Below are 25474 nucleotides of genomic sequence, written 5' to 3'. Positions count from 1 at the left end.
AAAAGCCGGGGTGGATCACAGAGGCCCTCTCTTGCAGCGCAGAGAGGGCTTGAGGGATTACTGCCAGCCGTAGCGGCGCACGAACCAGCCTTTCACGCACTGGGTCAGCACCATATAACCGGCCAGGATCAGCACCAGCCACGGGAAATAACCGAGCGGCAGCGCCTGCAATTGCAGGAAACCCGCCAACGGTGAGAAGGTCAGGCCGATACCGGTGGCGATCACCGCCAACGTCATGATGCACAGCGGCCATGAAGGGCGGCTCTGGATAAACGGAATTTTGCGCGTGCGGATCATATGCACAATCAGCGTTTGCGACAGCAGCCCTTCCACGAACCAGCCGGACTGGAACAGCGTCTGCATTTCCGGCGTATTGGCCTTGAATACCCACCACATCAGGCAGAAGGTCAGCACGTCAAAGATCGAGCTTATCGGCCCAAAGAACACCATAAACCGCCCCAGATCGCTGGAGTTCCAGCGCTGTGGCTGAGTAATTTGATCCTCGTCGACGTTGTCGAACGGAATGGCGATCTGAGAAATGTCGTACATCAGGTTCTGGATCAGCAGATGCAGCGGCAGCATCGGCAGGAACGGCAAGAAAGCGCTGGCGATCAGCACGCTGAACACGTTGCCGAAGTTGGAGCTGGCGGTCATCTTGATGTACTTCAGCATGTTGGCAAAGGTGCGGCGCCCCTCGATCACCCCCTGCTCCAGCACCATCAGGCTTTTTTCCAGCAGGATGATGTCTGCCGCTTCCTTGGCGATATCCACCGCCGAATCGACGGAAATGCCGATATCCGCCGCCCGCAGCGCCGGGGCGTCGTTGATGCCGTCGCCCATAAAGCCGACCACGTGCCCCTGCTGACGCAACAGCTTGACGATGCGCTCCTTGTGCATCGGCGTCAGTTTGGCGAACACCGTGGTGCGCGCGGCCGCCTGCGCCAGCTGCTCGTCCGTCATGTGTTCGATTTCACTGCCGCATAGCACGTGCTCTGCCGCCAGCCCGACGTCTTTGCAGACCTTGGCCGCCACCAGCTCGTTATCGCCGGTGAGGATCTTCACCGTCACGCCGTTTTTCTTCAGCGCCGCCAGCGCCGGTTCGGTGCTCTCCTTTGGCGGATCGAGGAAGGCCACGTAGCCTTCGAGGATCAGATCGGATTCGTCGGCCACGCCGTATTCATGCGCCTGCGCCGGCAGGATCTTGTTGGCCACCGCCACCACCCGCAGCCCCTGCTGGTTAAGATCGTCGGTGATGCGCCGAATGCGCGCCAGCAGCGCATCGCTGAGCGGGTGAACTTCATCTTCCTGACGCACGTGGCTGCAAATCGCCAGCATTTCCTCCAGCGCGCCCTTGCAGATCAGCTCGTGATATTGCGCGTCTTTGGCGACCACCACCGACATGCGGCGGCGTTCAAAATCAAACGGGATCTCATCCACCTTGCGGTAATGCTGTAGCGCATCCGGCTGCTGGTTCTGCTCCGCGCAGCTCAGCACCGCCACGTCGAGCAGGTTTTTCAGCCCGGTCTGGTAGAAGCTGTTCAGCCAGGCGTAACGCAGCACCCGGTCGCTGTTGGCACCGAACACGTCGGTATGGCGTTCCAGTACGATTTTATCCTGGGTCAGGGTACCGGTTTTGTCGGTGCACAGAATGTCCATGGCGCCAAAGTTCTGGATCGCGTCCAGGCGTTTGACGATCACTTTCTGCTGCGACAGCTTCACCGCCCCTCTGGCCAGGGTGGTGGTCACGATCATCGGCAGCATTTCCGGCGTCAGCCCCACCGCCACCGACAGCGCGAACAACGCCGCTTCCCACCAGTCGCCCTTGGTGTAGCCGTTGATCAGCAGCACGATCGGCGTCATCACCAGCATAAAGCGGATCAGCAGCCAGCTGACCTTGCTGATGCCGCTCTGGAAGGCGTTCGGTTGTTCATCCTGGCTGGTGACGCGCTGCGCCAACTGGCCGAAATAGGTGTCGCCGCCGGTGCCGATCACCATCGCCAGCGCGGTGCCGCTCACCACGTTGGTGCCCATAAAGCACAGGTTCTGGCATTCCAGCGGATCCTCCGCCACCCCGTGCGGTTCGGCGATCTTTTCCACCGGCAGAGATTCGCCGGTCAGCGCCGCCTGGCTGATAAACAGATCCTTGGCCGACAGCACGCGCAGATCCGCCGGGATCATGTCCCCCGCCGCCAGCTTGATGACATCGCCCGGCACCAGCTGGGCAATCGGCAGTTCAAGGTGTTCGCTTTTACCGGTCAGCGCGTCGCTGCGTATGACCGTGGCGGTATTGCTGACCATCGCTTTCAGCGCGTCCGCCGCCTTGTTGGAACGCGCTTCCTGAATGAAATGCAGCAGCGTGGAGATCAGCACCATCAGGCCGATCACCAGTGCGCCGGTCAGATCTTCGGTGGCGTAGGAGATAAGCCCCAGCACCGTCAACAGCAGATTGAACGGGTTGCGATAGCAGTGCCACAAATGGCGCCACCAGGACTCCGCCTGCTGGTTCTCAATCACGTTGGCGCCAAAGCGCTGGCGCAGTTGCTCCGCCTCATGGGCGGTAATGCCTTCCGGGTGGCTGTGGAAACGTTCGTAAAGCTGGGTCGCATCGGCGACGGCGCATTCCAGCCGCTGCTGGGCCATGCCTGCGGGCAGTTCATGCGCTGCGCCGCTGACGCCTTCCAGCAGGGGATCGCGCCGAATCAGGCGACGCGGCAAATTGCGGCTGAGCAGGCCCAGCAGCTGACGGGGGATATTTTTAAGTTTCATTATTCGCACCTCGTCACCCGCAGCCTCACGGCGGCGGGTAAACGCACAATTCGCCCGGGCGACGCTTTCGGACACGCCAAAAAGCCTCTGCCGGGGCAGATTCTTGTATTTTTAAAAGCAGCAGGAGCGAACGACAGAGCGCGCGCGACCGGTTACCGTTTATTTCACCGGTAAAACAGCAGCGCAAAGCGGAGAGGTTTTACCGGTAAACCGAATGGGTGTCTATTGGGGTCGGATCGGGATCCATACGGGTAATAACCTCCGGTAAATAAAAAGATCGAACGACAAGAGCGGCCGTTCAGCGCAGTACGAAGACCCCGTATTGCACCAAGATCCGTACTGGAAAATAGGCTATGCTGACGGGCATTCATCGTAGGCCGCCAGATTACGCCTTTTAACCTAAACGATAAGTAAACCATGCAAAACCGGCTGACCATCAAGGACATCGCCCGCCTGAGCGGCGTGGGGAAATCCACCGTATCGCGCGTATTGAACAACGAAGGCAGCGTGAGCCCGCAAACCCGTGAACGGGTAGAAGCGGTGATCCGCCAGCAGGGGTTTACGCCGTCCAAATCGGCGCGCGCCATGCGCGGGCAGAGCGACAAAGTGGTGGGGATTATCGTTTCCCGCCTCGATTCGCCGTCGGAAAACCAGGCGGTGCGCACCATGCTGCCGCTGCTGTATCAGCAGGGTTATGACCCGATCGTGATGGAAAGCCAGTTTGAAACCCGCCTGGTGGAAGAGCATCTGCACGTGCTGCAACAGCGCAACGTCGACGGGGTGATCCTGTTCGGTTTCACCGGTCTGACGGCGGCCATGCTCAGCCCCTGGCAGGAGAAAATGGTGGTGCTGGCGCGCGAATACGAAGGTTTTTCCTCGGTTTGCTACGACGACGATGGCGCAGTTCGGCTGCTGATGGAACGCCTGCAACAGCAGGGCCACCGGCATATCAGCTATCTGGGGGTGCAACTTGCCGATGCCACCACCGGCATGCGCCGCCATCAGGCTTATCTCGACGCCTGCCGCCAGCAGCAGATTACCCCGAGCGTCGCCCTAGGCGAGCTGAGCTACCAGAGCGGTTTTCAACTGGCCGCCGAGGTGATTGGCCCGCAAACCACCGCGCTGGTGTGCGCCTCCGACACCATCGCCCTCGGCGCCATCAAATACCTGCAACAGCAGCACATCGCCCCGCTGCAAGTCTGCGGCATCGGCAATACGCCGCTGCTTAACTTCCTGTTCCCCGAGACGTTTTCGGTAGAACTGGGCTACGGCAGCGCCGGGTTGCAGGCCGCCCAACAACTGCTGGGCCAGCTCAGCGGCGAACAGGGCATCCGCCAAATCATCGTACCCAGCAAACTCGCCTGACGGCGGGGGTTTGCCCGCATAATTCCCCTACCCGCATCCTCGGTTCTTGCCCACATTCGGTGGGCATAAACTCATCGCCATTTTGTATCAGCCGCCACACAACAACGAATAGCCTTTCCTGATTGACCTCTGTCGCCTACGGCAACAATATACTGGTTAAACATACAGTGATTCATTGTGTGTTCCAGCGGTTTGGCAGCACACGGAACGTGAACACCGATAGCCATTAGCCAGAATGGGCGGAAGGATACCGGATGCTGTTAGCCATCAAATAACAGAGTGTCAAAAAGGAAGATTCATCATGGCTGAAGAAAAGAAAAATGCTCAGGTGCTTAACGGTATTAATGAAGACATCACTGAACTGAAATCACTGTCCACATTGCGCAAACGCGTTGTCAGCGACGGTGAGATTGTCTCCAAATCACCAAACGGTTTTCGTCTGGGCGGCGGAAATAACGGAGTGATTCTCCGTAATGACGGCAAAGGTTTTTATGCGCTGATCACGCCGGACGGACAGGCACAGGACGGGCAGTGGAACACGCTGCGCCCCTTCTCCTTTAGCCTCTCTACCGGCAGGGTAGACATGCAAAACGGCGTGGATATCTCCGGTGGCGCGCTGGTATCGCATAACGCCGGCATTGGCGCGGTCACCACTGGCCCCGCTTCTCTTATCAGCGGGCAGACGTACGGCGCACCGCCTGTGCATTCCGATTTCACCAGCGGCAACGTCACCACCACGATGATGATGGGGTCACGGATTATCCCGGGCAAAGAAGATTGCGGCCTGATTTCATACCGCGACAGACTGGGCAACTGGAACGAAATTCAGGTAAGAGCCAACGCTGAGCTTTCGGTAGGGCAACTGGTCAAGCGCAATATCAATGGCTGGATTTTGGCGACAGGTACCCAACACGTTAATAACAATTCAGCTCGATATACAAAAGGGGTACGCATTCAAGGGGATAATGGCCTGTATTCAGAACTCTACCATTATGAACGCATTGGGAAGAGTAACCTTATGGGGATCCATGTTGCCAGTAGTAGTCGGGAAACCTGGTATGAATTCCTGGATACAGGTTATGCGTACGCGAATGGGGGCTGGAACAGCAGCTCAGATATTCGCATGAAAACTGAGATCGTGAAAATTGACGGTGCGCTGGATAAGTTGGGAAAAATCAGTGGCTATACCTACCTGAAACAAGGCGTTCCTGAGGCCGGCGTAATAGCCCAGGAAGTGGAAAGCGTATTACCTCAATCCGTCACCACCACCGAACTGAAATTAAATGACGGCAGCGTTCTGCAAGATGCCCGTGGAATTAATATTAACGGCGTAGTCGCCCTTTTGATCGAAGCGTTAAAGGAAGAACGCGATGCCCGGCTTGAGTTGGATTCCCAACTTCATGCATTGAAGATAACCATGCTGCCAAACAAATAAAACAGTGAACAGATCACTACCGAATTTCTCAGAGCGAAATGCACTGAACGAATAGCATTACCGCGTATGGATAAATAAAGAGAATTATCTACAAGGAGTTTTTATGGCTATTGACGTAGGAAAGCTAACTGCTGCAGGTTATTACCTTAATGAATACGGTAGCTGGCAGCGAGGTTTTATACCAGGAGACAATTCAGGTGCGACAGAGCCGGCCATGGGCGTTGAGGCTTATGAAGGTGGAACAATCAGTGGAAATTTAAACACCATCAATAACGGATTAGGGATGTCGCTGGTATTCAGGCCAGACTCGGTCTCTCAGACGGTGAATGCTTTAGATATGGCCAGAAACGTGGCTAAAATCCACCAATATGAGCTCACCATAGCCGTTGATGAAGCTCATCAGAAGCAACTGACCCTTGATGAAAGTCTGAGTGGCTTTCAGAATAAGAGGATAGATGCTGAGATAGCACTTAATAACAGCAAGAACTCTCCGGCACAAGAAAGGGCTAAGTTACTACTGGCATTACAGAATGCGATTAAAGATGAAATAAATGCGAGAATTTCCGCAGAGGAAAACGCAGTTAAATACATCGAATCCGATATTATACTCAATAATGGAAGAATATGGTGGCCTGTTAATGAAAACGATGCAAATGATGCCAAGAATTATATAAAGAAAAGGGAGGTAGATAAGGAGAAAACGAACCAACTGATATCCGAAGATAAAAATAATCTTGCGATATCTATTGCCAATATTGAAAATACTAAAAAGGATATTGAAAGGATAAACCGCGGAGAGGTACTGGAAAAATATCGTCCAGAAAATGAGAAGGTAGCAGAGGCCAGGGCAAAAGCCAACGCAGAAGCCAAGGCAAGAGCCGAGGCGGAGGCTAGGGCAAGAGCCGAGGCGGAGACTAGGGCAAGAGCCGAAACGGAGACTAGGGCAAGAGCCGAGGCGGAGACTAGGGCAAGAGCCGAGGCGGAGACTAGAGCGAAAACAGCGGAGTTAATGACCAAAGCTGGAGTAAAGCCTACTCCGGTCTACACACCAGAAATGGTTAAATCGGCTCAAGCGTCCCTTGCAGCTGTGGGAGCGATGGTGCTAAATCGCGCCCCAGGGATGTTACAGCTATCAACTGCCGCCGAAGGCGTTCTGACCACTACCAGTGAGTTAGCGGGCTCAATAGCCGGGGCTGTGTGGCGAGGAGCTATTGCGTTAGCTGAGACCGCAACCGTCAGCACCGCAGGGGCAACTGTTAGCGCTTTAGTGATGGGCTTCTGGCCCACAGAAGCAGGGAAAGGTAGCGACAAGCTTTACGGACGCGACATTGTCATGTTTGGCTTTCAAGCCAATCTAATTGCTGCCGGCAAAGTCAGCATTTCGCCGGAAATGCACTCTGTCGACTTACCGGTTCGGGGCTCCTTAGTTATGGAGAATGGTCAGCAACAGGTCAGGCTGGTTAAAACGGGTATAGGTGGCGTACCCGCGAGCGTGCCTGTTCTAAAGGCGGTACGTGATGAAAAAACCGGACTGGATAGGATTACGCTTCCTGCGGTGGGAGGTGCACCGTCGCGAACCATCCTGATTAACCCTGCCCCGGTCGGGCCGACAGCACCTCCCCATACAGGAAACAGTTCGCCTGCCCCCGTCACGCCAGTGCATACTGGCACGACAGTAAAACAGGCTGATAGTATAGTTACCACCAGCTTCCCGGCGGATGACCTTAAAGAGCTGCAGGACTTCATCTACTGGCAGCCGGATGCCACGGGGTCGGGTGTAGAAGCAATTTATGTGATGCTGAGTAGCAATCGCAAAGGCGTGAAAGAAAAAGGTCATGATTATCATCCCGCACCTAAAACCCAAGATATTAAAGGGTTAGGTGAATTAAAAGACACCAAACCTAAGACACCTAGGCAAGGTGGAGGTGGTAAACGTGAGCGGTGGTTGGGGGATAAAGGCCGAAAAATTTACGAGTGGGATTATCAGCACGCAGAGGTGGAAGGTTATCGTGCCAGTGACGGTCAGCATATTGGGGCGTTTGATCCGAAAACAGGTGAGCAGCTGAAACCTGCTGATCCGAAGCGTAACATCAAAAAGTATTTATAAGGGATTAACATCATGGGATTGAAATTAAAAGTTAATTGGTACGATAAAAAATCAGAGCTGTTGGTCGGTCAAGAATACTCCAAAGATTTTGGCGATGATGATTTTCTTATCAATGAAACAATCAGCCCGAAAGAAGATAACATCATCAATAACGGGATATTCGACTTGGTTAACGAATGGGTTACTCCAGTTCAAAATCACATTACTCATAAAATTGACATGGGAAAATATGATTATTTCATTGCATTTGAGTATAACGATACATGGTGACCAAGACAGTTAAGGCGATCTGAGTTCTGAGTACAACGCTATCCGTCAGGGTAGCGTTTAGGCTTATTTATAAATTTGTTTACCTGCCTGATTTTGAGATGTTGAGGGAAGTTTATATTTCGGTGACCATCGGAGCGATCACCTTTAATATGGTGGCAATTACACAGAATTAAAGACAGACTCAAAATTAATTTAAAAAAATGCCCAGCAGACGCAAGTTTGTTGGGCGTTTTTGTTGATGGCATCTGTCTCGTACGTATTATTTATCGCCGTGGTGAGTACCGGAAACAGTTCGCCTGCCCCCGTCACGCCAGTACATACCGGAACCAATGTTAGGCAGGCTGATAGTATAGTGGTCACGACCTTCCCTGCGGATGTCGTCCAGGATCTGCAAGATTTTATCTTGTGGCAGCCGGATGCAACGGAAGTCGGTGTTGAAGCTATCTATGTGATGGTCAGCAAGCCTTATGGGGAAAGCAATGCCAAAGGCAAGTACAGCGGGCGCGACTTCCATACGGAGAAAGCCGGCGGGCCTATCCAGAATCTGGACTGGAAAACCGCTAAAATTGACCGTGCAGGTGTAGACAAGGTAAAACTGCATGCAGGTCGGTTTGAATCGTCACCGGAGAACAAAGTAATGGTCGACCGTCTGGAAAAAATTCTGAGGGGGGAATTACAGACCACCGATACCGACAAGCGCTTCTATACGCATGAAGTGAGAGAACTGGAGCGTTATCGGAGTTTGGGCATCAAGGATGGCGAGGTACCTCAAAGCGTTAAGGAACAAAAAGCAGTGTGGAATAATACGCACACTGCGGCTCTGGAAGATTACAAAATAAACGAAAAAGAGCAGGCTCTTTATACTGATGAAGCCTTACAAGCTGCATATGAACAAGAATTAAAGGATGCTCTAGGAGGGAAGAAATAATGTCTTTAAAAGAGATTATTAAAAATGAAAGTGTGGAGGATGTTTTGACCTTCTTAGGGCCAACATCTGATTATAGAAAATTAGACATATTGTTCACATATAACAAAATTGAGGTTATAACCAGCGGTGAGCTTTCAGCTCGCTATGATGATTTATTAAAAAGAGGGGTATTGCAGGACCAGAATGGAAAGGTCGTAAAAGGCCCAAATTGGACCCCCCCAAAATTCGTAACCGAGAAAAAATACGGCATCGAATAACCTGCAGACTCTTCCGGTAAATTTAATTAAAACAACACCCAACAAATTCTCGTTTGTTGGGTGTTTTCGTTGATGGCATCTGTATCGTGCATATGATTTATCGTCATACCGAAAACTGACGTTGAAACTATCTATGTAATACTGAGTGAACTCTCCCGGCAACGGTTCGCCGGTACCCAGGACGCCTGTACATACCGGCACCAATGTCAGGCAGGCTGATAGTATAGTGGTCACGACCTTCCCTGCGGATGTCGTCCAGGAGCTGCAGGACTTCATCTACTGGCAGCCGGATGCCACGGGCAGCGGCGTCGAGCCGATTTATGTAATGCAGAGTGATCCGCTTGATTCGGGACGATTTACCCGTAAACAACTGGATAAAAAATTCAAACATGCCATTGATTTTGGTATCAGTGACACAAAGAAAAATCGTGAAACGCTGACAAAATTCCGTGATGAGGTCAATGCGCATTTGGCAGATAAAGAGACCGTTGAGAGGGGAACATACCGACGGGAAAATGGGTCTAAAGTTTACTTCAATCCCAAGAGCATGAGGGTTGTTATCCTCAAAGCCAACGGCGATTTCCTCTCAGGATGGAAAATAAATCCCGATGCGGATAATGGCAGAATCTATTTAGAAACAGGTGATTTATGAACAAGATGGCGGTAATAGAATTAGCAAGAAATTTTTTGAATTCAAAAGTTAATGCGCTTCAATTTTCTGAAGATATATGCATTGAAAGAAATAATTTGTACGGTATTAAAGATCAAGACAAGAACGTTTTGAATTGTGGTGAAGAATTATTTATGGCAGCTGAAATTTATAATCCAGATTCAGACCGTGTTGATTATGAACTGGACGAAGCTGGGTTAAGGAAGGAAGTGAAGGCGATTCTGGAGAAATTCAATCTGCTTTAATTCCCCGCCCTTCTGATCAGTTGAATTTTAAGTAACGCCCAACAAATTCTCGTTTGTTGGGCGTTTTCATTAATAGCCTCTTACTATGCTATCCATTTATCTATGCCCTTCAAGGCCGCCCTTCGTAACCATCCCAGTAGGTGGCAACGGCAGAATCCAGCAGGATCTGCCGTTGTTTTTGCGGGTTATCCGCCGAGTATTTGCGATTGATAAATATCCCTTTTTGCCCGGCTTCACTGAGGAATTCAGGGCTGCGGAACTCGGCCTCCCTCTGCTGTGCCTGCTGGCGCGTCATGCCATTAGCCCGATCGGTTTTCCCTATCTGATAGAACTGGTCAAAAAACGGAATGGCCGATTTTATCGAATCCGAAATCTGCGTACGGGTATTGGGATCAAAGTGCACCTGGGCCAGTTGATGAATGGCATGCCGGGCGTGACGTTCAGGGCTGGTTTGCTGGCTGGCGCAAGCACTCAGGAACAGCGCGGAACACAAGATAAGGGTACGGCGGGCTATCAGATTCATTATTCTTCCTTGAAAAGTGTATTGCGATGCCACCGTCGGCATCACGTTGAAAAAGCATTGAGTATAGATGTCTGCAACCGACCTCTTGCCCAATAAGGGAAAGGTAACTGAGTTTGATGACAAAGTTGTCTTTGAACCCGAGATACCCGGGCCTAGCGCACCGAGGGGCGCTCCGGCGGCAAGCCGCTACGACCCCTTCGGCACGCTCTCCCTAATAACGGGCTTTGTCAGCAGTCTGCAACCAGCCTCTTACCCAATAGAAGAGAGGTAACTCTTTGTTATTCCGGTACAGGATAATACAACCCGCCGGAGTCTGCAGGATGTTTTTGCGGCTTTGCGGGCGCCCCCTCACTCCGAGATTATTGTCCCCCGACAGGGCGCATAATGCGGTCATTTTTTATCGTTTTGTGATCGTCGCCCCAAACCGGGAACGTTCCCATTTCATTAAAAAAGGGGAATGACTAAGCTTTGATCATTACTCAGCCAACACCTCTGCGCCTTACCCAAAAAAGGTACTTTATAATGAGCAAAGTTAAGCAACAGGATATCGACCGCCTGATTGTGCTGGTGGGCGGACGCGATAACATCGCCACCGTCAGCCATTGCATTACCCGGTTACGTTTCGTCCTTAACGACCCCGCCAAAGCCAGCCCGAAAGAAATAGAAACCTTGCCGATGGTCAAAGGCTGCTTCACCAACGCCGGGCAGTTCCAGGTGGTGATTGGCCCTGAGGTCGGCGATTACTATCAGGCGTTGATCGCCACCACCGGCGTCAACGAAGCGGACAAGGAGCAAGCCAAGGTAGCGGCGCGCCAGAACATGACCTGGAGCGAACGGGCTATCTCCCACTTCGCCGAAATCTTCTTCCCGCTGCTGCCGGCGCTGATCAGTGGCGGTTTGATCCTCGGCTTCCGCAACGTGATCGGCGACATCCCTATGTCCGGCGGCCAGACGCTGGCGCAAATGCACCCGGCGTGGAAAACCATCTACGACTTCCTGTGGTTGCTCGGTGAAGCGATCTTCATGTTCCTGCCGGTGGCCATCTGCTGGTCGACGGTGAAAAAAATGGGCGGCACGCCGGTACTCGGCATCGTGCTGGGCGTCACGCTGGTCTCCCCACAGTTGATGAACTCTTACCAACTCGGGCAGCAAGTGCCGGAAGTGTGGAACTTCGGCTGGTTCGCCATTCAGAAAGTCGGCTATCAGGCGCAGGTGATCCCTTCCATGCTGGCCGGTATGGCGCTGGGCTGGATTGAAACCCGCCTGAAAAAGATCGTGCCCGATTACCTGTATCTGGTAGTGGTGCCCGTCGTTTCACTGCTGCTGGCGGTATTCCTGGCGCACGCGCTGATCGGGCCGTTTGGCCGTATGATCGGCGACGGCGTAGCCTGGGCGGTGAAAGCCGTCATGACCGGCAGCTTCGCCCCGATTGGCGCCGCGCTGTTCGGCTTCCTGTATGCGCCGCTGGTGATTACCGGTGTGCATCAGACCACGCTGGCCATCGATATGCAGATGATCCAGAGCATGGGCGGCACCCCGGTATGGCCGCTGATTGCGCTGTCCAACATTGCGCAGGCTTCTGCGGTATTGGGCATTATCATCATCAGCCGCAAGGCCAACGAGCGTGAAATCTCGGTGCCGGCGGCGATTTCCGCTTACCTGGGCGTTACCGAACCGGCGATGTACGGGATCAACCTGAAATACCGCTTCCCGATGCTGTGCGCGATGATCGGCTCCGCCTTCGCCGGCCTGATTTGCGGGCTGGACGGCGTGATGGCCAATGGCATCGGCGTCGGCGGTTTGCCGGGTATTCTGTCCATCAAACCGCAGTTCTGGCTGGTTTACTCGGCGGCGATTGTGGTGGCCGTGGTGATCCCAATGCTGCTGACCATCATGGTCTACAAACGCAAAGCCGCCCGCGGCGAATTGCCGGTCTGATTGAAATGTAGGGGTCGCAAATACCCAATAGCTTTCAGGCTGCAGCCAACAACGCTGCAGTTTGAAAGATGAAGGGTATCGGGCCCGTTGTCACGATTCAAAGGTACAACTATGAGCAATCCAATCCCCTGGTGGCAGAACGGTGTCATCTACCAAATCTATCCGAAGAGTTTTCAGGACAGCACCGGTAACGGCTACGGCGATCTGGCCGGTGTGACCCAGCGGCTGGACTATCTGCAGGAGCTGGGCGTCGACGCCATCTGGCTGACGCCGGTGTATGTCTCCCCGCAGGTGGACAACGGTTATGACGTGGCGGATTACTGCGCTATCGATCCGGCCTACGGCACCATGGAGGATTTCGATCGTCTGATTGCCGCCGCCCACCAGCGCAGCATCCGTATCGTGATGGACATGGTGTTCAACCATACCTCGACCGAACACCCGTGGTTCCAGGCTTCGCAAGACCCTGACAGCCCGTTCCGCCAGTTCTATGTCTGGCGCGACGGCGAAGGCGATGCGTTGCCGAACAACTGGCGTTCCAAGTTCGGCGGCAACGCCTGGCAGTGGCACGCCGACAGCGGCCAGTATTACCTGCACCTGTTCGCCACCGAACAGGCGGACCTCAACTGGGAACACCCGCCGGTGCGCGAAGAGCTGAAAAAGGTGTGTCAGTTCTGGGCGGACAAGGGTGTCGACGGCCTGCGTCTCGACGTGATCAACCTGGTCTCCAAACAGCAGGATTTTCCGTCCGATCCTCAGGGCGACGGCCGCCGTTTCTACACCGATGGCCCGCGCATACACGAGTTCCTGCAAGAGATGAGCCGCGACGTGTTCCAGCCGCGCGGCCTGATGACCGTCGGCGAAATGTCTTCCACCACGCTGGAACATTGCCAACGGTATGCGGCGCGCAGCGGCGAAGAGCTGTCGATGACCTTCAACTTCCACCATCTGAAAGTGGACTACGCCGGCGGCGAAAAATGGACGCTGGCGGCGCCGGACTACGTCGAACTGAAGCAGATTTTCCGCCACTGGCAGCAGGGCATGCATAACCGCGCCTGGAACGCGCTGTTCTGGTGTAACCACGATCAGCCGCGCATCGTCTCGCGCTTCGGCGATGAGGGCGAACTGCGGGTGCCGGCCGCCAAGATGCTGGCCATGGTGCTGCACGGCATGCAGGGCACGCCGTATATTTATCAGGGCGAAGAGATTGGCATGACCAACCCGGGCTTTAGCGCCATCGGGCAGTATCGCGATGTGGAAAGCCTGAACATGTATGCCGAACTGAGCGCCCAGGGCAAGAGTGATGCCGAGCTGCTGGCGATCCTGGCCGGCAAATCGCGCGATAACGGCCGCACGCCGATGCAGTGGAGCGCCGCGCCGAACGCCGGTTTCACCCAAGGCACGCCGTGGATTGGCTGTGCGGCAAACTATCCGCAGATCAACGCCGAAGCGGCGCTGGCCGATCTGGATTCGGTGTTTTACGCCTACCGCCAGTTGATTACCCTGCGCAAGCAGTATCCACTGCTGACCCACGGCGACTATCAGGATCTGGCGCCTGAGCACCCGGCGCTGTGGTGCTACCAGCGTAGCTGGAACGGACAGCGTCTGCTGGTGGCCGCCAACCTGAGCCGCGAACCGCTGGCCTGGGATGCCGAAGGCGTGGAACCTTCCAGCCAGTGGCGCCCGCTGATGGGCAACTACGCCGATGCAGCAGACCAACCGCAGGCAATGACCCTGCGGCCGTTCGAAGCGGTATGGTGGCTGCTGGAGGACTAAAATACCGCTACACCCTAAGCTTGAGGTGGGTGGGCGTCATGGCAGGTTAGCCGACCGTTGAGCGTCCATATATATGCGAGACGAGCCCCCAGGGACGGGGTCACGGCGTGTCGGCGCTTTGCATGACCCTACCTGTAGCACTATTCGGCGCAGCTATTTAGCAGCCATAATGTGGGCGCAGTGCGGCACCCCGCTGCGCCCTACAATTTTTGCAGCAGCTTCACCACCCCGGCAGCCTCTTGCGCCAGGCGTTCATCGCTCATATCAAACACCCCCTGCACCAGATGCGGCGGCAGATAATCCATGCCGGTCAGGTTGGCCATGGCATTGAATGGCCGCAGCAGATCCGCCACCGGATAACGGTTGTAACCTTCCGGCGTATAGGCCTGCGGATTGCCGCCGGTCGTCACCACCAGTTGCAGCGGTTTGCCGTGCAATCGGGTGCCTTCGCTGCCGTAGGCGAAACCGTAGGTTAATACCGCGTCCTGCCATTCGCTGAGGATCGCCGGCGAGCTGTACCAGTAAAACGGGAACAGCATCACTACCGCGTCATGGCTTTGCAGCAGCTCCTGCTCGCGGGCCACGTCGATACGGTAATCCGGATAGGCGCGCATCAGTTCATGCACGGTAACGTTGGGCTGCGGGTTCAACGCCTCAATCAGCGCCTTGTTGACGCGTGAATCATCGGGAAAGCGGTGAGCGGTTAACACTAAAATGCGTGACATACGAGATCCTCGGTTGAAAATTGATATCGCATTTTTCCATTTCCTTCGCCCGGGGTGTAGGCTGTTCTCTGTCACTTCAATTTCAACTGAAAGTATCAACCATTATGTCGCTGCCCTTTGACGTGCATCGCCTGCTGCCGGCTTTTCTCAGCGCCGCCCAGGCGCAAAACTTTTCCGCCGCCGCCCGCCAGTTAGGCGTTACCCCGGCAGCGGTCAGCAAAAATATCCGCGTGCTGGAAGAGAAGCTGGCGCTGCGTCTGTTCCAGCGCAACACCCACAACATGGTGCTGACCGACGAAGGTAAAGCGCTGCTGGCGCAGGTGGCGCCGCTGTGGCAGGCGCTGTCCGCCACGCTGGAAAACGCCGGCGGCGCGCAGCAAGATCCTTCCGGCACCGTGCGCGTCAGCATGATCCCCGGCTTCGGCCGCCAGATGCTGATGCCGTTGATCCCGCAGTTCCTTGAGCGTTATCCGCAGATCGACCTCGATCTTTCTCTGGATGCGCGAGTCGTCAATCTGGTGGGCGAAGGCTTTGACGTGGGTATCGGCAGCCGGGTCGATCCCGACAGCCGGCTGGTGGCGCGGCCGCTGTATCAGATGCAGATGGTGTTGGCCGCTTCCCCCGGTTATCTGGCGCAGCGCGGCACGCCGCAGGATCCGGACGATCTGGTGCGGCATAACTGCCTGCTGCACCGCAATCCGGCCAACGGCCGCAGCGTAAAATGGCCCCTGCGGCAGCACGGCGAAACCAAAACCCTGGAGCTGCACGGCCGCCTGGTCGCCAGCCGGCCGGAGATGCTGCTGGACGCCGCGCTGGCCGGGTTGGGCATAGTCTGCCTGGCAAGCTGGTACGCAGAGCCCCATTTTGCGCAGGGCACGCTGCAACCGGTGCTGCCGGAGTGCTGGCCACAACCGACGCAGTTATGGCTGTACTACGCCTCTGCGGATCTGCCGCCACGGGTGCGCGCCTGGGTCGACTTCTTGCTGGCGCATTTTCGCGATCGCTCGTGAGCAGATTGACGTCTGTACAGGTTGCGCACGCTCTTCCGCTTTCCTTGTTCTACATCAAAAGACCCTCGCCAATATCTATATATAGTGCGTAAAGAAATCAAATTACCTATATATAGTAGTTATCCACAAATTCATCCACACGCCGCCGAGCCCTTGCGCGCTGCGGCGTTACCCTGTGGATAACCTATCCTTCGGGGAACAAGGAGTCGCAACGTGAAACCAGTAGTGATTAAACGGGACGGTTGTCAGGTCTCTTTTGACGAGGCACGTATTGGGCAGGCTATTGAACGGGCCGCGCTGGCCGTCGGGGTTGTCGATGCCGATTACTGCGCAACCGTGGCCCGCGTGGTCGCTCAACAGATGGCGCAACAGCCGCGCGTGGATATCCATGACATTCAGCAGGCGGTGGAAAATCAGCTGATGGCCGGCGAATACAAGCAGCTGGCGCGTGCCTATATCGAATATCGCCACGATCGCGACGTGGCGCGCGAGCTGCGCGGGCGGCTGAACCAGGAGATCCGCGGTCTGGTCGAACAAAGCAATATGGCCTTGCTGAACGAGAACGCCAATAAAGACAGCAAGGTGATCCCCACCCAGCGCGATCTGCTGGCCGGGATCGTCGCCAAACACTACGCCAAGCAGCACATTCTGCCGCGCGACGTGGTGCTGGCGCATGAACGCGGCGAGATCCACTACCACGACCTCGACTATTCGCCGTTCTTCCCGATGTTCAACTGCATGCTGATCGATCTGAAAGGCATGCTGACCAACGGCTTCAAGATGGGCAATGCCGAGATCGAACCGCCGAAGTCGATCTCCACCGCCACCGCCGTGACCGCCCAAATTATCGCGCAGGTGGCCAGCCACATTTATGGCGGCACCACCATTAACCGCATCGACGAGATCCTTGCGCCCTTCGTCAGCGAAAGCTTCGAAAAACACCGCCAGGTGGCCGAACAGTGGAAAATCCCGGACGCGCAAGGCTATGCGATGGCGCGCACCGAGAAAGAGTGTTACGACGCCTTTCAGTCGCTGGAATACGAGGTCAACACCCTTCACACCGCCAACGGCCAAACGCCGTTCGTCACCTTCGGTTTCGGCCTGGGCACCTGCTGGGAATCGCGGCTGATTCAGCGCTCAATCCTGAAAAACCGTATTGCCGGGCTGGGCAAGAACCGCAAGACGGCGGTATTCCCCAAACTGGTGTTCGCCATCCGCGACGGCCTGAACCACCAGTATGGCGACCCGAATTACGACATCAAACAGCTGGCGCTGGAATGCGCCAGCAAGCGCATGTACCCGGATATTCTCAATTACGATCAGGTGGTGAAGGTCACCGGCTCGTTCAAGACACCGATGGGCTGCCGCAGCTTCCTCGGCACCTACGAGGAAGATGGCGAACTGGTGCACGACGGCCGCAATAATATCGGCGTGATCAGCCTGAACCTGCCGCGCATTGCGCTGGAAGCGGCCGGCGACGAGACGCGTTTCTGGCGTCTGCTGGACCAACGGCTGCTGCTGGCGAAAAAGGCGCTGATGACGCGTATCGCACGCCTGGAAGGCATCAAGGCACGGGTGGCCCCGATCCTGTATATGGAAGGTGCCTGCGGCGTAAGGCTGAAGGCGGACGACAATATCGCCGACATCTTCAAAAATGGCCGCGCGTCGATCTCGCTGGGCTATATCGGCCTGCATGAAACCATCAACGCGCTGTTCGGCAACGGCACTCACGTTTACGACAATGCCGCGCTGCGCGCCAAAGCGGTCGCTATCGTCGAACGTCTGCGCACCGCGACCGACAGTTGGAAAGAAGAGACCGGCTACGGTTTTAGCCTGTACAGCACGCCAAGCGAGAACCTGTGCGATCGCTTCTGCCGGCTGGACACCGCCGATTTCGGCGTGGTGCCGGGCGTTACCGACAAAGGCTATTACACCAACAGCTTCCATCTCGACGTGGAGAAAAAGGTCAATCCGTACGACAAACTGGACTTTGAGGCGCCCTATCCACCCTTGGCCAACGGCGGTTTCATCTGTTACGGCGAATACCCCAACCTGCAACACAATTTGAAAGCGCTGGAAGACGTGTGGGATTACAGCTACAGCCGCGTGCCTTATTACGGCACCAACACGCCGATCGACGAGTGCTACGAGTGCGGCTTTACCGGTGAATTCGCCTGTACCAGCAAAGGCTTTACCTGCCCGAAATGCGGCAATCACGAGCCGTCCAAGGTGTCGGTCACCCGCCGGGTGTGCGGCTACCTCGGCAGCCCGGACGCCAGGCCGTTCAACGCCGGCAAGCAGGAAGAGGTGAAACGCCGGGTGAAACACCTCGGCAATGGGCAGCTCGGCTGAAAAGCGCCGTGCAGCCTATGCAGAAGCCTGTTCATCAGGCGTAATTGTCGCAGCCAGTTTGTCTTCGGCCAGCGCGCACAAACCGGAGCGTACACGCAGTACGTGAGGATTTGCAGCACTGCCCGGAGGCAAAATGGCCAGTAAAATAGCCTGATGGGCAGGCCTCACATGAATTATCACCAGTACTACCCGATCGACGTGGTCAACGGCCCCGGCACCCGCTGCACGCTGTTTGTCGCCGGCTGCGTGCATCAATGCGTCGGCTGTTACAACAAAAGTACCTGGCGGCTGAATTCCGGCCGGCCTTTTACTCAGGAAATGGAAGACCGGCTGATTGCCGATCTCAACGATGCGCGCATTCCGCGCCAGGGGCTGTCGCTGTCCGGTGGCGATCCGCTGCATCCGGCCAATGTGCCGTCGATTTTGCAACTGGTGAAACGGGTACGCGCCGAGTGCGCCGGCAAGGATATCTGGCTATGGACCGGCTACCGGCTGGCGGAGTTGGATGCGCAGCAGATGCAGGTGGTGGACAGGATTAACGTATTGATTGACGGCAAGTTTGTGCAGGATCTGAAAGACCCGGCGCTGATCTGGCGCGGCAGCGCTAACCAGGTGGTGCATAAGCTGCGTTGAGCTAACTGACCCGATACAACTGCAGCATAGAGCCAATCTGACAGGCAATTCTGTGCCAGGAGCGGACGTTACCAAGTCCTCACTGTGTTAATTATTAGTGAGCAATTTTCACGATTGTTATACCCAGCATCACTCCAAAGATAAATACTTTCTAAAAAATGCAGATAATCTATTTATCTCTGAATATCGCCAACACTTAACTCAGGAAGAGCTGTTGGCATTTCATTAAGTGGAATTGAACGAAAATTTATACGATCGATGTAAGACGAATATTCATTGACAATGGATTTGCCATGGAATATATAAGCTTGGTCAAGATTATGATTAATTGCTCCGGCATTCATATTTGTTGTGCCTGTAATAACTGTATTTTCGCCACCTCTGAATAAAGCCAATTTATGATGCAGAGTGTTACCAACGCTTCCAAAATAAAAATTGTTTTCAATAAAAGAAATTGTTACTCGCTCAGGATATTTGTTTTTAATTTTTAAAGCCATGGATATATCATCAGGATTTGCTGTGCCAATTTCCTTTTTTAATATATATGAATAATACCAATCACTGGATGCTATGAAATGTATTTTTGCACCATTGTCAGCTGAGAAATCAATAATATTAAAAAGTTTTTTATCTTTGAAGTCCATAGAAACAATTGTTATTTCATTTGCATTGCTGGATGCTTTCCTGAAAGCTGAGTAAAAATCTTCTTTGTCAAAAGGAATGAGTAATAGTTGATCTTCTTGCTTAGCGTTTTTTTCTTTACATTCTGAGTAATCATGTTTATCGTTCTCTTTATTCAAAAAATTTAATTTCCTCAGTGTAAGCCAAAGACACCTATGTATATCTCCTTGCTGTGTATTAGTAAAAAACAACCAATCTTCAAGGTTAGCATAAATACCTCGTCCTAGATTTCCGCTGCTAGCTATCTCTTCGGCATATCCAGAACGCCTCTCTATCTTAATTAATTTCAGATGCATTGTATTGATCTTATCTCTAGGGCAATCTTTACTGGTAAAGACATTACATCCGATTAGTATGAGATGAAGGCGTTCTTTCATGCATGAACTCAGTTCGGCTAGGACAGGTGGACGTATACCGATACTAGATGGTTTTTCGCCTGGATTTTGAGTATAAATTGACAGTTCAAAAGGGGATGATCGAAACTGCAAACATATATATTTAGCAATTGACATATCAGAAAGGATATAGTCAGCAATCTCAATATTTTTAATTGGATCACTCTCGCTATTTTTTAAAGAAGTGGCAATTCTTACGCCTACGGTACCACTTAATGAGTCAAATCCAGAAGGATAATCTTTTTGAGTACAAAAAAAACCACCATGAGTTTTATTAATTGATCTTCCACTTTGAGTTTGAACCTCAAACTTATATGAGTAATCCGAACAAACCGGCTCAGTAAAATAGACTTGAATCTCCGAGTTACCACTAGAGAAGCCGGGAAAAAGCAATATGAAAATCAAAAAAAATCTCATGATTTTATGTTATGAATGACTAGGGGAATGATAGCCTTTATCTTCGTATTCTTTGGTCAAGGAATCCTCGGCATTCCCTCCGACTTGGCCACTGCCAGTATTTACACCATCCGAATCATAAGTATCCCAAGGTGTAACATCATGATCTTCATCATATTCAAACTCAATACGATCACCATTGTCATTAACTAAAGTTGTCATAGTAATTCCTCCATAAGGATAGATAAAAGTCATATTGGTTAAAAATAATTTTTATGAAAAGGATTGGTTGTGACAATCGTCAAGCTTTCAAAAAAAACTTCGTTAAATATTTCTTAGTTACTTACCTGCCTTGCTGTTAGGAGACCGAATTTAGGCAGTGTTGAAACCAAATTGGCCCTCTTTTGTACAACTGACTCTTAAATTTGGTGTAACAGGGTCATTGCTCATCTCCGTATTAATGCCCGTACTAGCAATCTATATGTTCAGGTATGCACTTCAATCTATTGTTTTTTCTTCACTTCAATCGATGGAAGCGTACCGTCGCCAGTGAGTGTATAAACAGGTAGTTCACCGAGCCCCAACTGTCAGTCCGCATCTCGCTCAAAGCGGCCCTTAAGTTAAGCCCACTATCGCGCCAGTGAGCTTGCTCCCCCCTTCACAAACCCGGCCCACAGCCCCCTCCTGGGGCAGCTTTCCCGAGAGGGATTATTGTGACGCGCTGGCTTTGGTGGACTACCTGTTCGAGAACGATAATGAAAACTCGCTAACCGACTTTCTGGCGAGCAAAATTGCTGGCTGTGAGGACAACAGCGACCGTTTCGTTGAGTTCAACAGTGCTATTGCTGAAATGCCGGTTGGCGTTGCTCTGCTGCGTACTCTGATTGACCAGTACAAGCTGACCTACTCTGACCTCAAAGAAGAGATCGGTACAAAGTCTCTGGTTAGTCAGATCTTATCCGGGCAATGTTCTTTAACTATTACCCACATCAAGGCGCTTTCCGCACGCATCGGTGTGAAACCGGAATGGTTCCTGTAACTGGAACGTCTAATTCCCGGTACGATCCCAAAAATTCGCCCCGAAATTATTCAGGTTTTTAACAGTGAAACTTTTTGGGATCAGTGAACCATCCCGCCCTCCTTTCAGATATTTATGGACAGATTCCTTACATGTTGCTTTTAGGTACTCCCAAGTCTGGTACAAATTTTCTTGTTTTTCCTGCTGTTGTCTGGCAGCGCTAACCTTGCGTGCCGGCTCGACGGAGAAATAGCTTGGCCGTTCTTCCGCAAGGTAAGAGAATGTAATGTTTCCAAACTGCCAGTCTGCATTCTGATCGATTCGCCAGCTGTAGCTTATCCGAACAGAAAGGCGTTCACTGAACGTCGTTGGCGGAAAACTTTGCTCATCTACTCTAAATGTAATTTCTTCTGCCTCAACCTCAGAAACCCCTGCCCTCATTTGCGAAAATACAGCTGTCAGATCACGGCCAGCTTTCAGGGCTGTGTATCTTGCTTCTTCGTGTTTTTTGGATGACTTGGACACCCGAAGTGCAGTAACTGCTTTTTCAAAGTAAAATAATTGCTGCGTGACATAGGGTCCACAATCATAGAGTCTAAAGTCCTGAAGATAATAAGACTGTTCTTCACACAGGCATTTATCGATACATTTTTCCAGTTCGCTTTCATCAATGGCTTTAAGAGCTTTACGAGCTGCATGCGAAATATCAGAATAACTCATCAGAAAACCTTCCTTATGTCAGAAACCACTGGCAATAGCGATCTTCCTGCCTGTTCGGATAGTTAGCATATTTTGCCCCAGGCCAACTGGCAACCAGTACCGACATTCCCCCCAGACCGACGTTGGTCAGAGAACGGATGAGTCCACGTTTACTGATGTAGCTGTTCTGCAAAAATATGTCCAGACGTTCTGGTCTTCGACCGCTTACCCTACATATTGTAGGTGCAGATTTGGCATGGCTGAGCCAGATTATTTTGTTGGTATCAAAAACGTCGTGATCACAAGATTTTTCAGGAAGACGGGGGACTCTCCCACGTCACCTTAGGGAACATTTTATGAAAACAGCAACCACCTTGACTGAACTCGTGATGGCTACAGCTCATGCTCGTGAGCAATACCGTTTACACGGTACGTACTTCTGGCAGGCTATGTATGAGTCCAGATACGTAGAACTTGGTCAGCTGGCTTACGATCAACGGAGAATGATGCTCAAATCTCCTGCTGCACTGGAGGCTATGTATCGGTTAGCCATTGATGTGGAATAGTCGGGGGGTAAATGGCCTCCCGGGAGGCCATTGCTGACCAGAATGAAGAACGCAACCGAGCTGGTGGGCTTACTCAACCCTTCACAAACCCGACAAGGATTCCTAGGTGTGCTAATACAGCTCAACATTATCGCCGATAACAAGCCCTGATTTTCACTTTGAATATAGCCATTCTTTTTTCTACATCGGAATGGCTTACACCAACCCCATCCCCACCAGACCCGTCACGATCCCGCACAACACCACCAGCAATGCGGTCAGGCACAGCGCTTTGGCGGAGAAGACTTTGTTCAGCATCAGCAATGAAGGCAGGCTGACCGCCGGCAGGGTCATCAGCAGCGCCAGCGCCGGGCCGGTGCCCATGCCCGCCAGCATCATGGTCTGTACAATCGGGAGCTCCGCGGCGGTGGGGATCACGAACAGGCAACCGGCGATCGCCAGGGCGATAATCCACAGCAGGCTATTGTCTATCGCCCCATCGGCGTGCGGGAACAGCCACACGCGCGCCGCGCCCAGCGCCAGCACCGCCACTATGTAAACGGGAATGGTCGCCCAAAACAGCGCCCACAGCGCTTTCAACCAGCGACCGAGGAACGGCCGATCCTCGGTTCTCACCTGCGGCGCAGTCGGCGGTTGCAGCGCGGCCGGCTGCGGATCCCTGGCGGTGACCCGTTGCACCAGCCAGGCGACGCCCAGCACCATAATCACTCCGGCCACCAGCCGGATAGCGGCAAACGGCCAGCCGAGAACAAAACCCATAAAAATCAAGGTTGCCGGATTCAACACCGGGTTGCTCAACCAGAACGCCATCGCCGCGCCGCTGGAGACCGACTGACGCCGCAGCCCGGCGGCCACCGGCGCAGCGCAGCAGGTACACATCATGCCCGGCAGCGCGATCGCCGCGCCCAGCAGAGTGCCGGAGAAACGAGGGTGGCCCAGGGTGCGCATCAGCCAGTCGCGTGGAATCAGCACCTGCACCAGCGACCCCAGCAACACGCCGAGCACCGCCGCCTTCCACACCGCCGTGAAATACACCAGCGCATAGTGCCAGGCCGCCAGCCACGGGCTGCTGTCGGCATTGGCCAGAATCGATTTGCCGATGGAGTGCGTGTCCGCCGCCAAAAAGGCTTTGCCGTAATAAGGCTGCCATTTGACGTAGTAGAGGCCGATCGCCACCACCAGCAGGAACAGGATCGGTTTCCACAGCGGCCAGGCGCGAGCGGTATTTTCAGGAGCGGTCAAAGGTTGCGGCATAGGGTTGGCTCAGGTCAGTGCATCAATAGCGCCAGCTTAGCGCGCCGCCGGCCCCTGCGCATCATCGGCCTGTCCAAAATAGTTCATCTGTTCGCCACCGGCACGTAACGCGATTGTCATCTGGCGGCGGCAACATAATGCCAACTTGAAAGCCACAGGGCATACCCGTCGCCTTTCAAGCCGTAGCGTTGTTAGCTGCAATTTGAAAGTCATAGGGTAAGCACCAGTACTGTAAGAAATCCTGATAAATCATAGAGTTTAATAGGTTCCGGCACGCCGAGGTTTTTATTATGATGGACTTATCTAGACATCCGACCAGCTTCCCCACCCGTTACCAGCAGATCGCCGCGCAGCTGGAGCAAGAGTTGCGCACCCAATACCGCTGTGGCGACTATCTGCCTTCCGAGCAACAGTTGGCGGATCGTTACCAGGTCAATCGCCATACCCTGCGCCGCGCGGTGGATCAGCTGGTCGATCGCGGCTGGCTGCAACGCCGGCATGGCATCGGCATATTGGTGCTGATGCGCCCCTATGACTATCCGCTGCATGCCAATACCCGCTTTAGCCAGAACCTGTTCGAGCAGGGCAGCCACCCCACCAGTGAGCGCTTACTCGCTGTGTTACGCCCGTGCAATGGGCATATCGCCAGCGCGCTATCGCGTGAAGAAGGCGAAACAGTGATCCACCTGCGCACCCTGCGCCGGGTCAACGGCGTGCCGATGAGCCTGATCGACCATTATCTGCCCGATCTGGACTGGTGGCCGGCCCTGCAACAGTTCCACAACGGCTCGCTGCACGAGTTTATCGAACAGCATATTCACCAACCGCTGACCCGCAGCCAGACGCGCATCAGCGCCCGCCAGGCCCAGGCCAAAGAGAGCCGGCTGCTTGAGATCGCTACCCACGCGCCGCTGCTGTGCGTGCGCACTCTGAACGTCTGCACCGGCAGAGACAACGTGGCGGAATACTCCGTCAGCCTGGCGCGCGCCGACATGATTGAACTGACGATGGAGCACTAAATGCAAGCCTTACAGCCGAGACAACGCTGGATGTCGGTACTGGCGCACAGCCAACCGGCCCAGTTGCGCAGCCACTGGCAGGCGCTGAACCTCAGCCCGCGCTACCAAAGCATTCGCGCGCCGGAAATTGGCCTGGCGCAACTGCAAGGGCGCATGGGCGCCACCGGCCGCCGCTTTGTGCTGGGCGACATGACCGTCACCCGTGCGGTGGTGCAGCTGGAAAACGGCGGCTATGGCTACAGCTATATCGCCGGGCGCGACAAGGCCCACGCCGAACTCTGCGCGCTGGCGGACGCCCTGCTGCAACAGCCGGATCAGGCCGAATTGCTGCAACAGCGGCTGATTGAACCGCTGGCCGCCTTGCTGCACGAACAACGCCAGCTGCGCGCCCGTTCTGTCGCCTCCAGCCGGGTCGACTTCTTTACGCTGGTTCGGGGGGATTGACC

24 protein-coding genes are annotated in these 25474 nt (G+C 53.9%); 17 read left to right on the top strand and 7 right to left on the bottom strand.

The window, feature by feature from the left end:
- Positions 1–57: 57 nt before the first annotated feature.
- The gene (gene mgtA, locus ACTJJ1_RS11720) at positions 58–2766 is read right to left on the bottom strand and encodes a magnesium-translocating P-type ATPase (protein ID WP_440833761.1); all 2709 of its coding nucleotides are present in this window, start codon (positions 2764–2766) and stop codon (positions 58–60) included.
- A 417-nt stretch (positions 2767–3183) separates the two neighbouring features.
- Here mgtA and treR point away from each other — a divergent pair, with 417 nt between their 5' ends.
- The 8 genes from treR to ACTJJ1_RS11680 all read left to right on the top strand — a co-directional run bounded on the left by treR (position 3184) and on the right by ACTJJ1_RS11680 (position 10043).
- Positions 3184–4131, top strand: coding sequence for a trehalose operon repressor TreR (gene treR, locus ACTJJ1_RS11715; RefSeq protein WP_004952991.1), 948 nt, complete (start codon positions 3184–3186; stop codon positions 4129–4131).
- 301 nt (positions 4132–4432) lie between these two features.
- Complete coding sequence (locus ACTJJ1_RS11710; protein ID WP_440833759.1) at positions 4433–5566, top strand: tail fiber domain-containing protein; 1134 nt, start codon at positions 4433–4435, stop codon at positions 5564–5566.
- Positions 5567–5669: 103 nt separating this feature from the next.
- Positions 5670–7673 carry an S-type pyocin domain-containing protein gene (locus ACTJJ1_RS11705; RefSeq protein ID WP_440833757.1) on the top strand — a complete coding sequence of 668 codons (2004 nt, stop codon included), beginning with the start codon at positions 5670–5672 and terminating at the stop codon, positions 7671–7673.
- Positions 7674–7685: 12 nt separating this feature from the next.
- Positions 7686–7943 carry a colicin E3-like toxin immunity protein gene (locus tag ACTJJ1_RS11700; protein WP_062869385.1) on the top strand — a complete coding sequence of 86 codons (258 nt, stop codon included), beginning with the start codon at positions 7686–7688 and terminating at the stop codon, positions 7941–7943.
- Positions 7944–8181: 238 nt separating this feature from the next.
- Positions 8182–8871, top strand: coding sequence for an S-type pyocin domain-containing protein (locus tag ACTJJ1_RS11695; protein WP_440834022.1), 690 nt, complete (start codon positions 8182–8184; stop codon positions 8869–8871).
- The gene (locus ACTJJ1_RS11690; RefSeq protein ID WP_037432097.1) at positions 8871–9128 is read left to right on the top strand and encodes an immunity protein; all 258 of its coding nucleotides are present in this window, start codon (positions 8871–8873) and stop codon (positions 9126–9128) included. Before ACTJJ1_RS11695 ends, ACTJJ1_RS11690 begins: the two co-directional genes overlap by 1 nt.
- A 145-nt stretch (positions 9129–9273) precedes the next feature.
- Positions 9274–9780: a colicin D domain-containing protein gene (locus tag ACTJJ1_RS11685; protein WP_440833754.1), complete on the top strand. Its 507-nt coding sequence runs from the start codon at positions 9274–9276 to the stop codon at positions 9778–9780.
- The gene (locus tag ACTJJ1_RS11680) at positions 9777–10043 is read left to right on the top strand and encodes a colicin immunity domain-containing protein (protein WP_073439997.1); all 267 of its coding nucleotides are present in this window, start codon (positions 9777–9779) and stop codon (positions 10041–10043) included. Before ACTJJ1_RS11685 ends, ACTJJ1_RS11680 begins: the two co-directional genes overlap by 4 nt.
- A 109-nt stretch (positions 10044–10152) precedes the next feature.
- On the opposite strand, the gene ACTJJ1_RS11675 is transcribed toward ACTJJ1_RS11680, so the two are convergent.
- Positions 10153–10566, bottom strand: a complete 414-nt coding sequence (locus tag ACTJJ1_RS11675) for an Exc2 family lipoprotein (protein WP_202291410.1) — start codon at positions 10564–10566, stop codon at positions 10153–10155.
- A gap of 522 nt (positions 10567–11088) precedes the next feature.
- On the opposite strand from ACTJJ1_RS11675, the gene treB reads away from it, so the two are divergent.
- Together treB and treC are read left to right on the top strand one after the other, a co-directional pair.
- A complete protein-coding gene (gene treB / locus ACTJJ1_RS11670; protein WP_020453681.1) occupies positions 11089–12504 on the top strand; it encodes a PTS trehalose transporter subunit IIBC in 1416 nt (471 codons plus the stop codon).
- 111 nt (positions 12505–12615) lie between these two features.
- Positions 12616–14280: an alpha,alpha-phosphotrehalase gene (gene treC / locus ACTJJ1_RS11665; protein ID WP_006323318.1), complete on the top strand. Its 1665-nt coding sequence runs from the start codon at positions 12616–12618 to the stop codon at positions 14278–14280.
- 200 nt (positions 14281–14480) lie between these two features.
- Here treC and ACTJJ1_RS11660 read toward each other — a convergent pair whose 3' ends face one another.
- Complete coding sequence (locus ACTJJ1_RS11660; protein ID WP_004952965.1) at positions 14481–15005, bottom strand: NAD(P)H-dependent oxidoreductase; 525 nt, start codon at positions 15003–15005, stop codon at positions 14481–14483.
- Between the two features lie 104 nt (positions 15006–15109).
- On the opposite strand from ACTJJ1_RS11660, the gene ACTJJ1_RS11655 reads away from it, so the two are divergent.
- The 3 genes from ACTJJ1_RS11655 to nrdG all read left to right on the top strand — a co-directional run bounded on the left by ACTJJ1_RS11655 (position 15110) and on the right by nrdG (position 19000).
- Positions 15110–16015, top strand: coding sequence for a LysR family transcriptional regulator (locus ACTJJ1_RS11655; protein WP_006323316.1), 906 nt, complete (start codon positions 15110–15112; stop codon positions 16013–16015).
- Positions 16016–16228: 213 nt separating this feature from the next.
- Positions 16229–18367, top strand: a complete 2139-nt coding sequence (gene nrdD / locus ACTJJ1_RS11650; RefSeq protein WP_020453680.1) for an anaerobic ribonucleoside-triphosphate reductase — start codon at positions 16229–16231, stop codon at positions 18365–18367.
- 168 nt (positions 18368–18535) lie between these two features.
- Positions 18536–19000 carry an anaerobic ribonucleoside-triphosphate reductase-activating protein gene (gene nrdG, locus ACTJJ1_RS11645; RefSeq protein WP_440833750.1) on the top strand — a complete coding sequence of 155 codons (465 nt, stop codon included), beginning with the start codon at positions 18536–18538 and terminating at the stop codon, positions 18998–19000.
- A 173-nt stretch (positions 19001–19173) separates the two neighbouring features.
- On the opposite strand, the gene ACTJJ1_RS11640 is transcribed toward nrdG, so the two are convergent.
- Together ACTJJ1_RS11640 and ACTJJ1_RS11635 are read right to left on the bottom strand one after the other, a co-directional pair.
- On the bottom strand, positions 19174–20481 hold the full coding sequence (locus tag ACTJJ1_RS11640; protein WP_440833748.1) for a phospholipase D-like domain-containing protein: 1308 nt from the start codon (positions 20479–20481) through the stop codon (positions 19174–19176).
- Between the two features lie 21 nt (positions 20482–20502).
- A complete protein-coding gene (locus ACTJJ1_RS11635; RefSeq protein ID WP_147150496.1) occupies positions 20503–20694 on the bottom strand; it encodes a hypothetical protein in 192 nt (63 codons plus the stop codon).
- A 418-nt stretch (positions 20695–21112) separates the two neighbouring features.
- Here ACTJJ1_RS11635 and ACTJJ1_RS11630 point away from each other — a divergent pair, with 418 nt between their 5' ends.
- Positions 21113–21511, top strand: coding sequence for a helix-turn-helix domain-containing protein (locus ACTJJ1_RS11630; protein WP_004952952.1), 399 nt, complete (start codon positions 21113–21115; stop codon positions 21509–21511).
- Positions 21512–21520: 9 nt separating this feature from the next.
- Here the strand turns inward: ACTJJ1_RS11630 and ACTJJ1_RS11625 are convergent, their stop codons facing one another.
- Positions 21521–22210 carry a hypothetical protein gene (locus ACTJJ1_RS11625; protein ID WP_440833745.1) on the bottom strand — a complete coding sequence of 230 codons (690 nt, stop codon included), beginning with the start codon at positions 22208–22210 and terminating at the stop codon, positions 21521–21523.
- Between the two features lie 335 nt (positions 22211–22545).
- Here ACTJJ1_RS11625 and ACTJJ1_RS11620 point away from each other — a divergent pair, with 335 nt between their 5' ends.
- A complete protein-coding gene (locus tag ACTJJ1_RS11620) occupies positions 22546–22755 on the top strand; it encodes a hypothetical protein (protein WP_041416707.1) in 210 nt (69 codons plus the stop codon).
- A 195-nt stretch (positions 22756–22950) separates the two neighbouring features.
- Here ACTJJ1_RS11620 and ACTJJ1_RS11615 read toward each other — a convergent pair whose 3' ends face one another.
- The gene (locus tag ACTJJ1_RS11615) at positions 22951–24009 is read right to left on the bottom strand and encodes a permease (protein ID WP_440833743.1); all 1059 of its coding nucleotides are present in this window, start codon (positions 24007–24009) and stop codon (positions 22951–22953) included.
- Positions 24010–24302: 293 nt separating this feature from the next.
- On the opposite strand from ACTJJ1_RS11615, the gene phnF reads away from it, so the two are divergent.
- Positions 24303–25028 carry a phosphonate metabolism transcriptional regulator PhnF gene (gene phnF / locus ACTJJ1_RS11610; RefSeq protein WP_440834020.1) on the top strand — a complete coding sequence of 242 codons (726 nt, stop codon included), beginning with the start codon at positions 24303–24305 and terminating at the stop codon, positions 25026–25028.
- Positions 25029–25472: a phosphonate C-P lyase system protein PhnG gene (phnG, locus tag ACTJJ1_RS11605; protein ID WP_330763301.1), complete on the top strand. Its 444-nt coding sequence runs from the start codon at positions 25029–25031 to the stop codon at positions 25470–25472. It abuts the gene before it with no gap.
- Positions 25473–25474: the final 2 nt, after the last annotated feature.

The organism is Serratia sp. 22264, from assembly GCF_052045345.1.
GTDB lineage: Bacteria > Pseudomonadota > Gammaproteobacteria > Enterobacterales > Enterobacteriaceae > Serratia > Serratia plymuthica.
Note: the sequence above shows the minus strand (reverse complement) of the source record. Positions and strands in the feature narration are given on the sequence as shown.

Coding starts and splice junctions, on each gene's coding strand:
- mgtA (WP_440833761.1), bottom strand. CDS start 2,766: ATGAAACTTAAAAATATCCCCCGTCAGCTGCTGGGCCTGCTCAGCCGC.
- treR (WP_004952991.1), top strand. CDS start 3,184: ATGCAAAACCGGCTGACCATCAAGGACATCGCCCGCCTGAGCGGCGTG.
- ACTJJ1_RS11710 (WP_440833759.1), top strand. CDS start 4,433: ATGGCTGAAGAAAAGAAAAATGCTCAGGTGCTTAACGGTATTAATGAA.
- ACTJJ1_RS11705 (WP_440833757.1), top strand. CDS start 5,670: ATGGCTATTGACGTAGGAAAGCTAACTGCTGCAGGTTATTACCTTAAT.
- ACTJJ1_RS11700 (WP_062869385.1), top strand. CDS start 7,686: ATGGGATTGAAATTAAAAGTTAATTGGTACGATAAAAAATCAGAGCTG.
- ACTJJ1_RS11695 (WP_440834022.1), top strand. CDS start 8,182: ATGGCATCTGTCTCGTACGTATTATTTATCGCCGTGGTGAGTACCGGA.
- ACTJJ1_RS11690 (WP_037432097.1), top strand. CDS start 8,871: ATGTCTTTAAAAGAGATTATTAAAAATGAAAGTGTGGAGGATGTTTTG.
- ACTJJ1_RS11680 (WP_073439997.1), top strand. CDS start 9,777: ATGAACAAGATGGCGGTAATAGAATTAGCAAGAAATTTTTTGAATTCA.
- ACTJJ1_RS11675 (WP_202291410.1), bottom strand. CDS start 10,566: ATGAATCTGATAGCCCGCCGTACCCTTATCTTGTGTTCCGCGCTGTTC.
- treB (WP_020453681.1), top strand. CDS start 11,089: ATGAGCAAAGTTAAGCAACAGGATATCGACCGCCTGATTGTGCTGGTG.
- treC (WP_006323318.1), top strand. CDS start 12,616: ATGAGCAATCCAATCCCCTGGTGGCAGAACGGTGTCATCTACCAAATC.
- ACTJJ1_RS11660 (WP_004952965.1), bottom strand. CDS start 15,005: ATGTCACGCATTTTAGTGTTAACCGCTCACCGCTTTCCCGATGATTCA.
- ACTJJ1_RS11655 (WP_006323316.1), top strand. CDS start 15,110: ATGTCGCTGCCCTTTGACGTGCATCGCCTGCTGCCGGCTTTTCTCAGC.
- nrdG (WP_440833750.1), top strand. CDS start 18,536: ATGAATTATCACCAGTACTACCCGATCGACGTGGTCAACGGCCCCGGC.
- ACTJJ1_RS11635 (WP_147150496.1), bottom strand. CDS start 20,694: ATGACAACTTTAGTTAATGACAATGGTGATCGTATTGAGTTTGAATAT.
- ACTJJ1_RS11625 (WP_440833745.1), bottom strand. CDS start 22,210: ATGAGTTATTCTGATATTTCGCATGCAGCTCGTAAAGCTCTTAAAGCC.
- ACTJJ1_RS11620 (WP_041416707.1), top strand. CDS start 22,546: ATGAAAACAGCAACCACCTTGACTGAACTCGTGATGGCTACAGCTCAT.
- ACTJJ1_RS11615 (WP_440833743.1), bottom strand. CDS start 24,009: ATGCCGCAACCTTTGACCGCTCCTGAAAATACCGCTCGCGCCTGGCCG.
- phnF (WP_440834020.1), top strand. CDS start 24,303: ATGGACTTATCTAGACATCCGACCAGCTTCCCCACCCGTTACCAGCAG.
- phnG (WP_330763301.1), top strand. CDS start 25,029: ATGCAAGCCTTACAGCCGAGACAACGCTGGATGTCGGTACTGGCGCAC.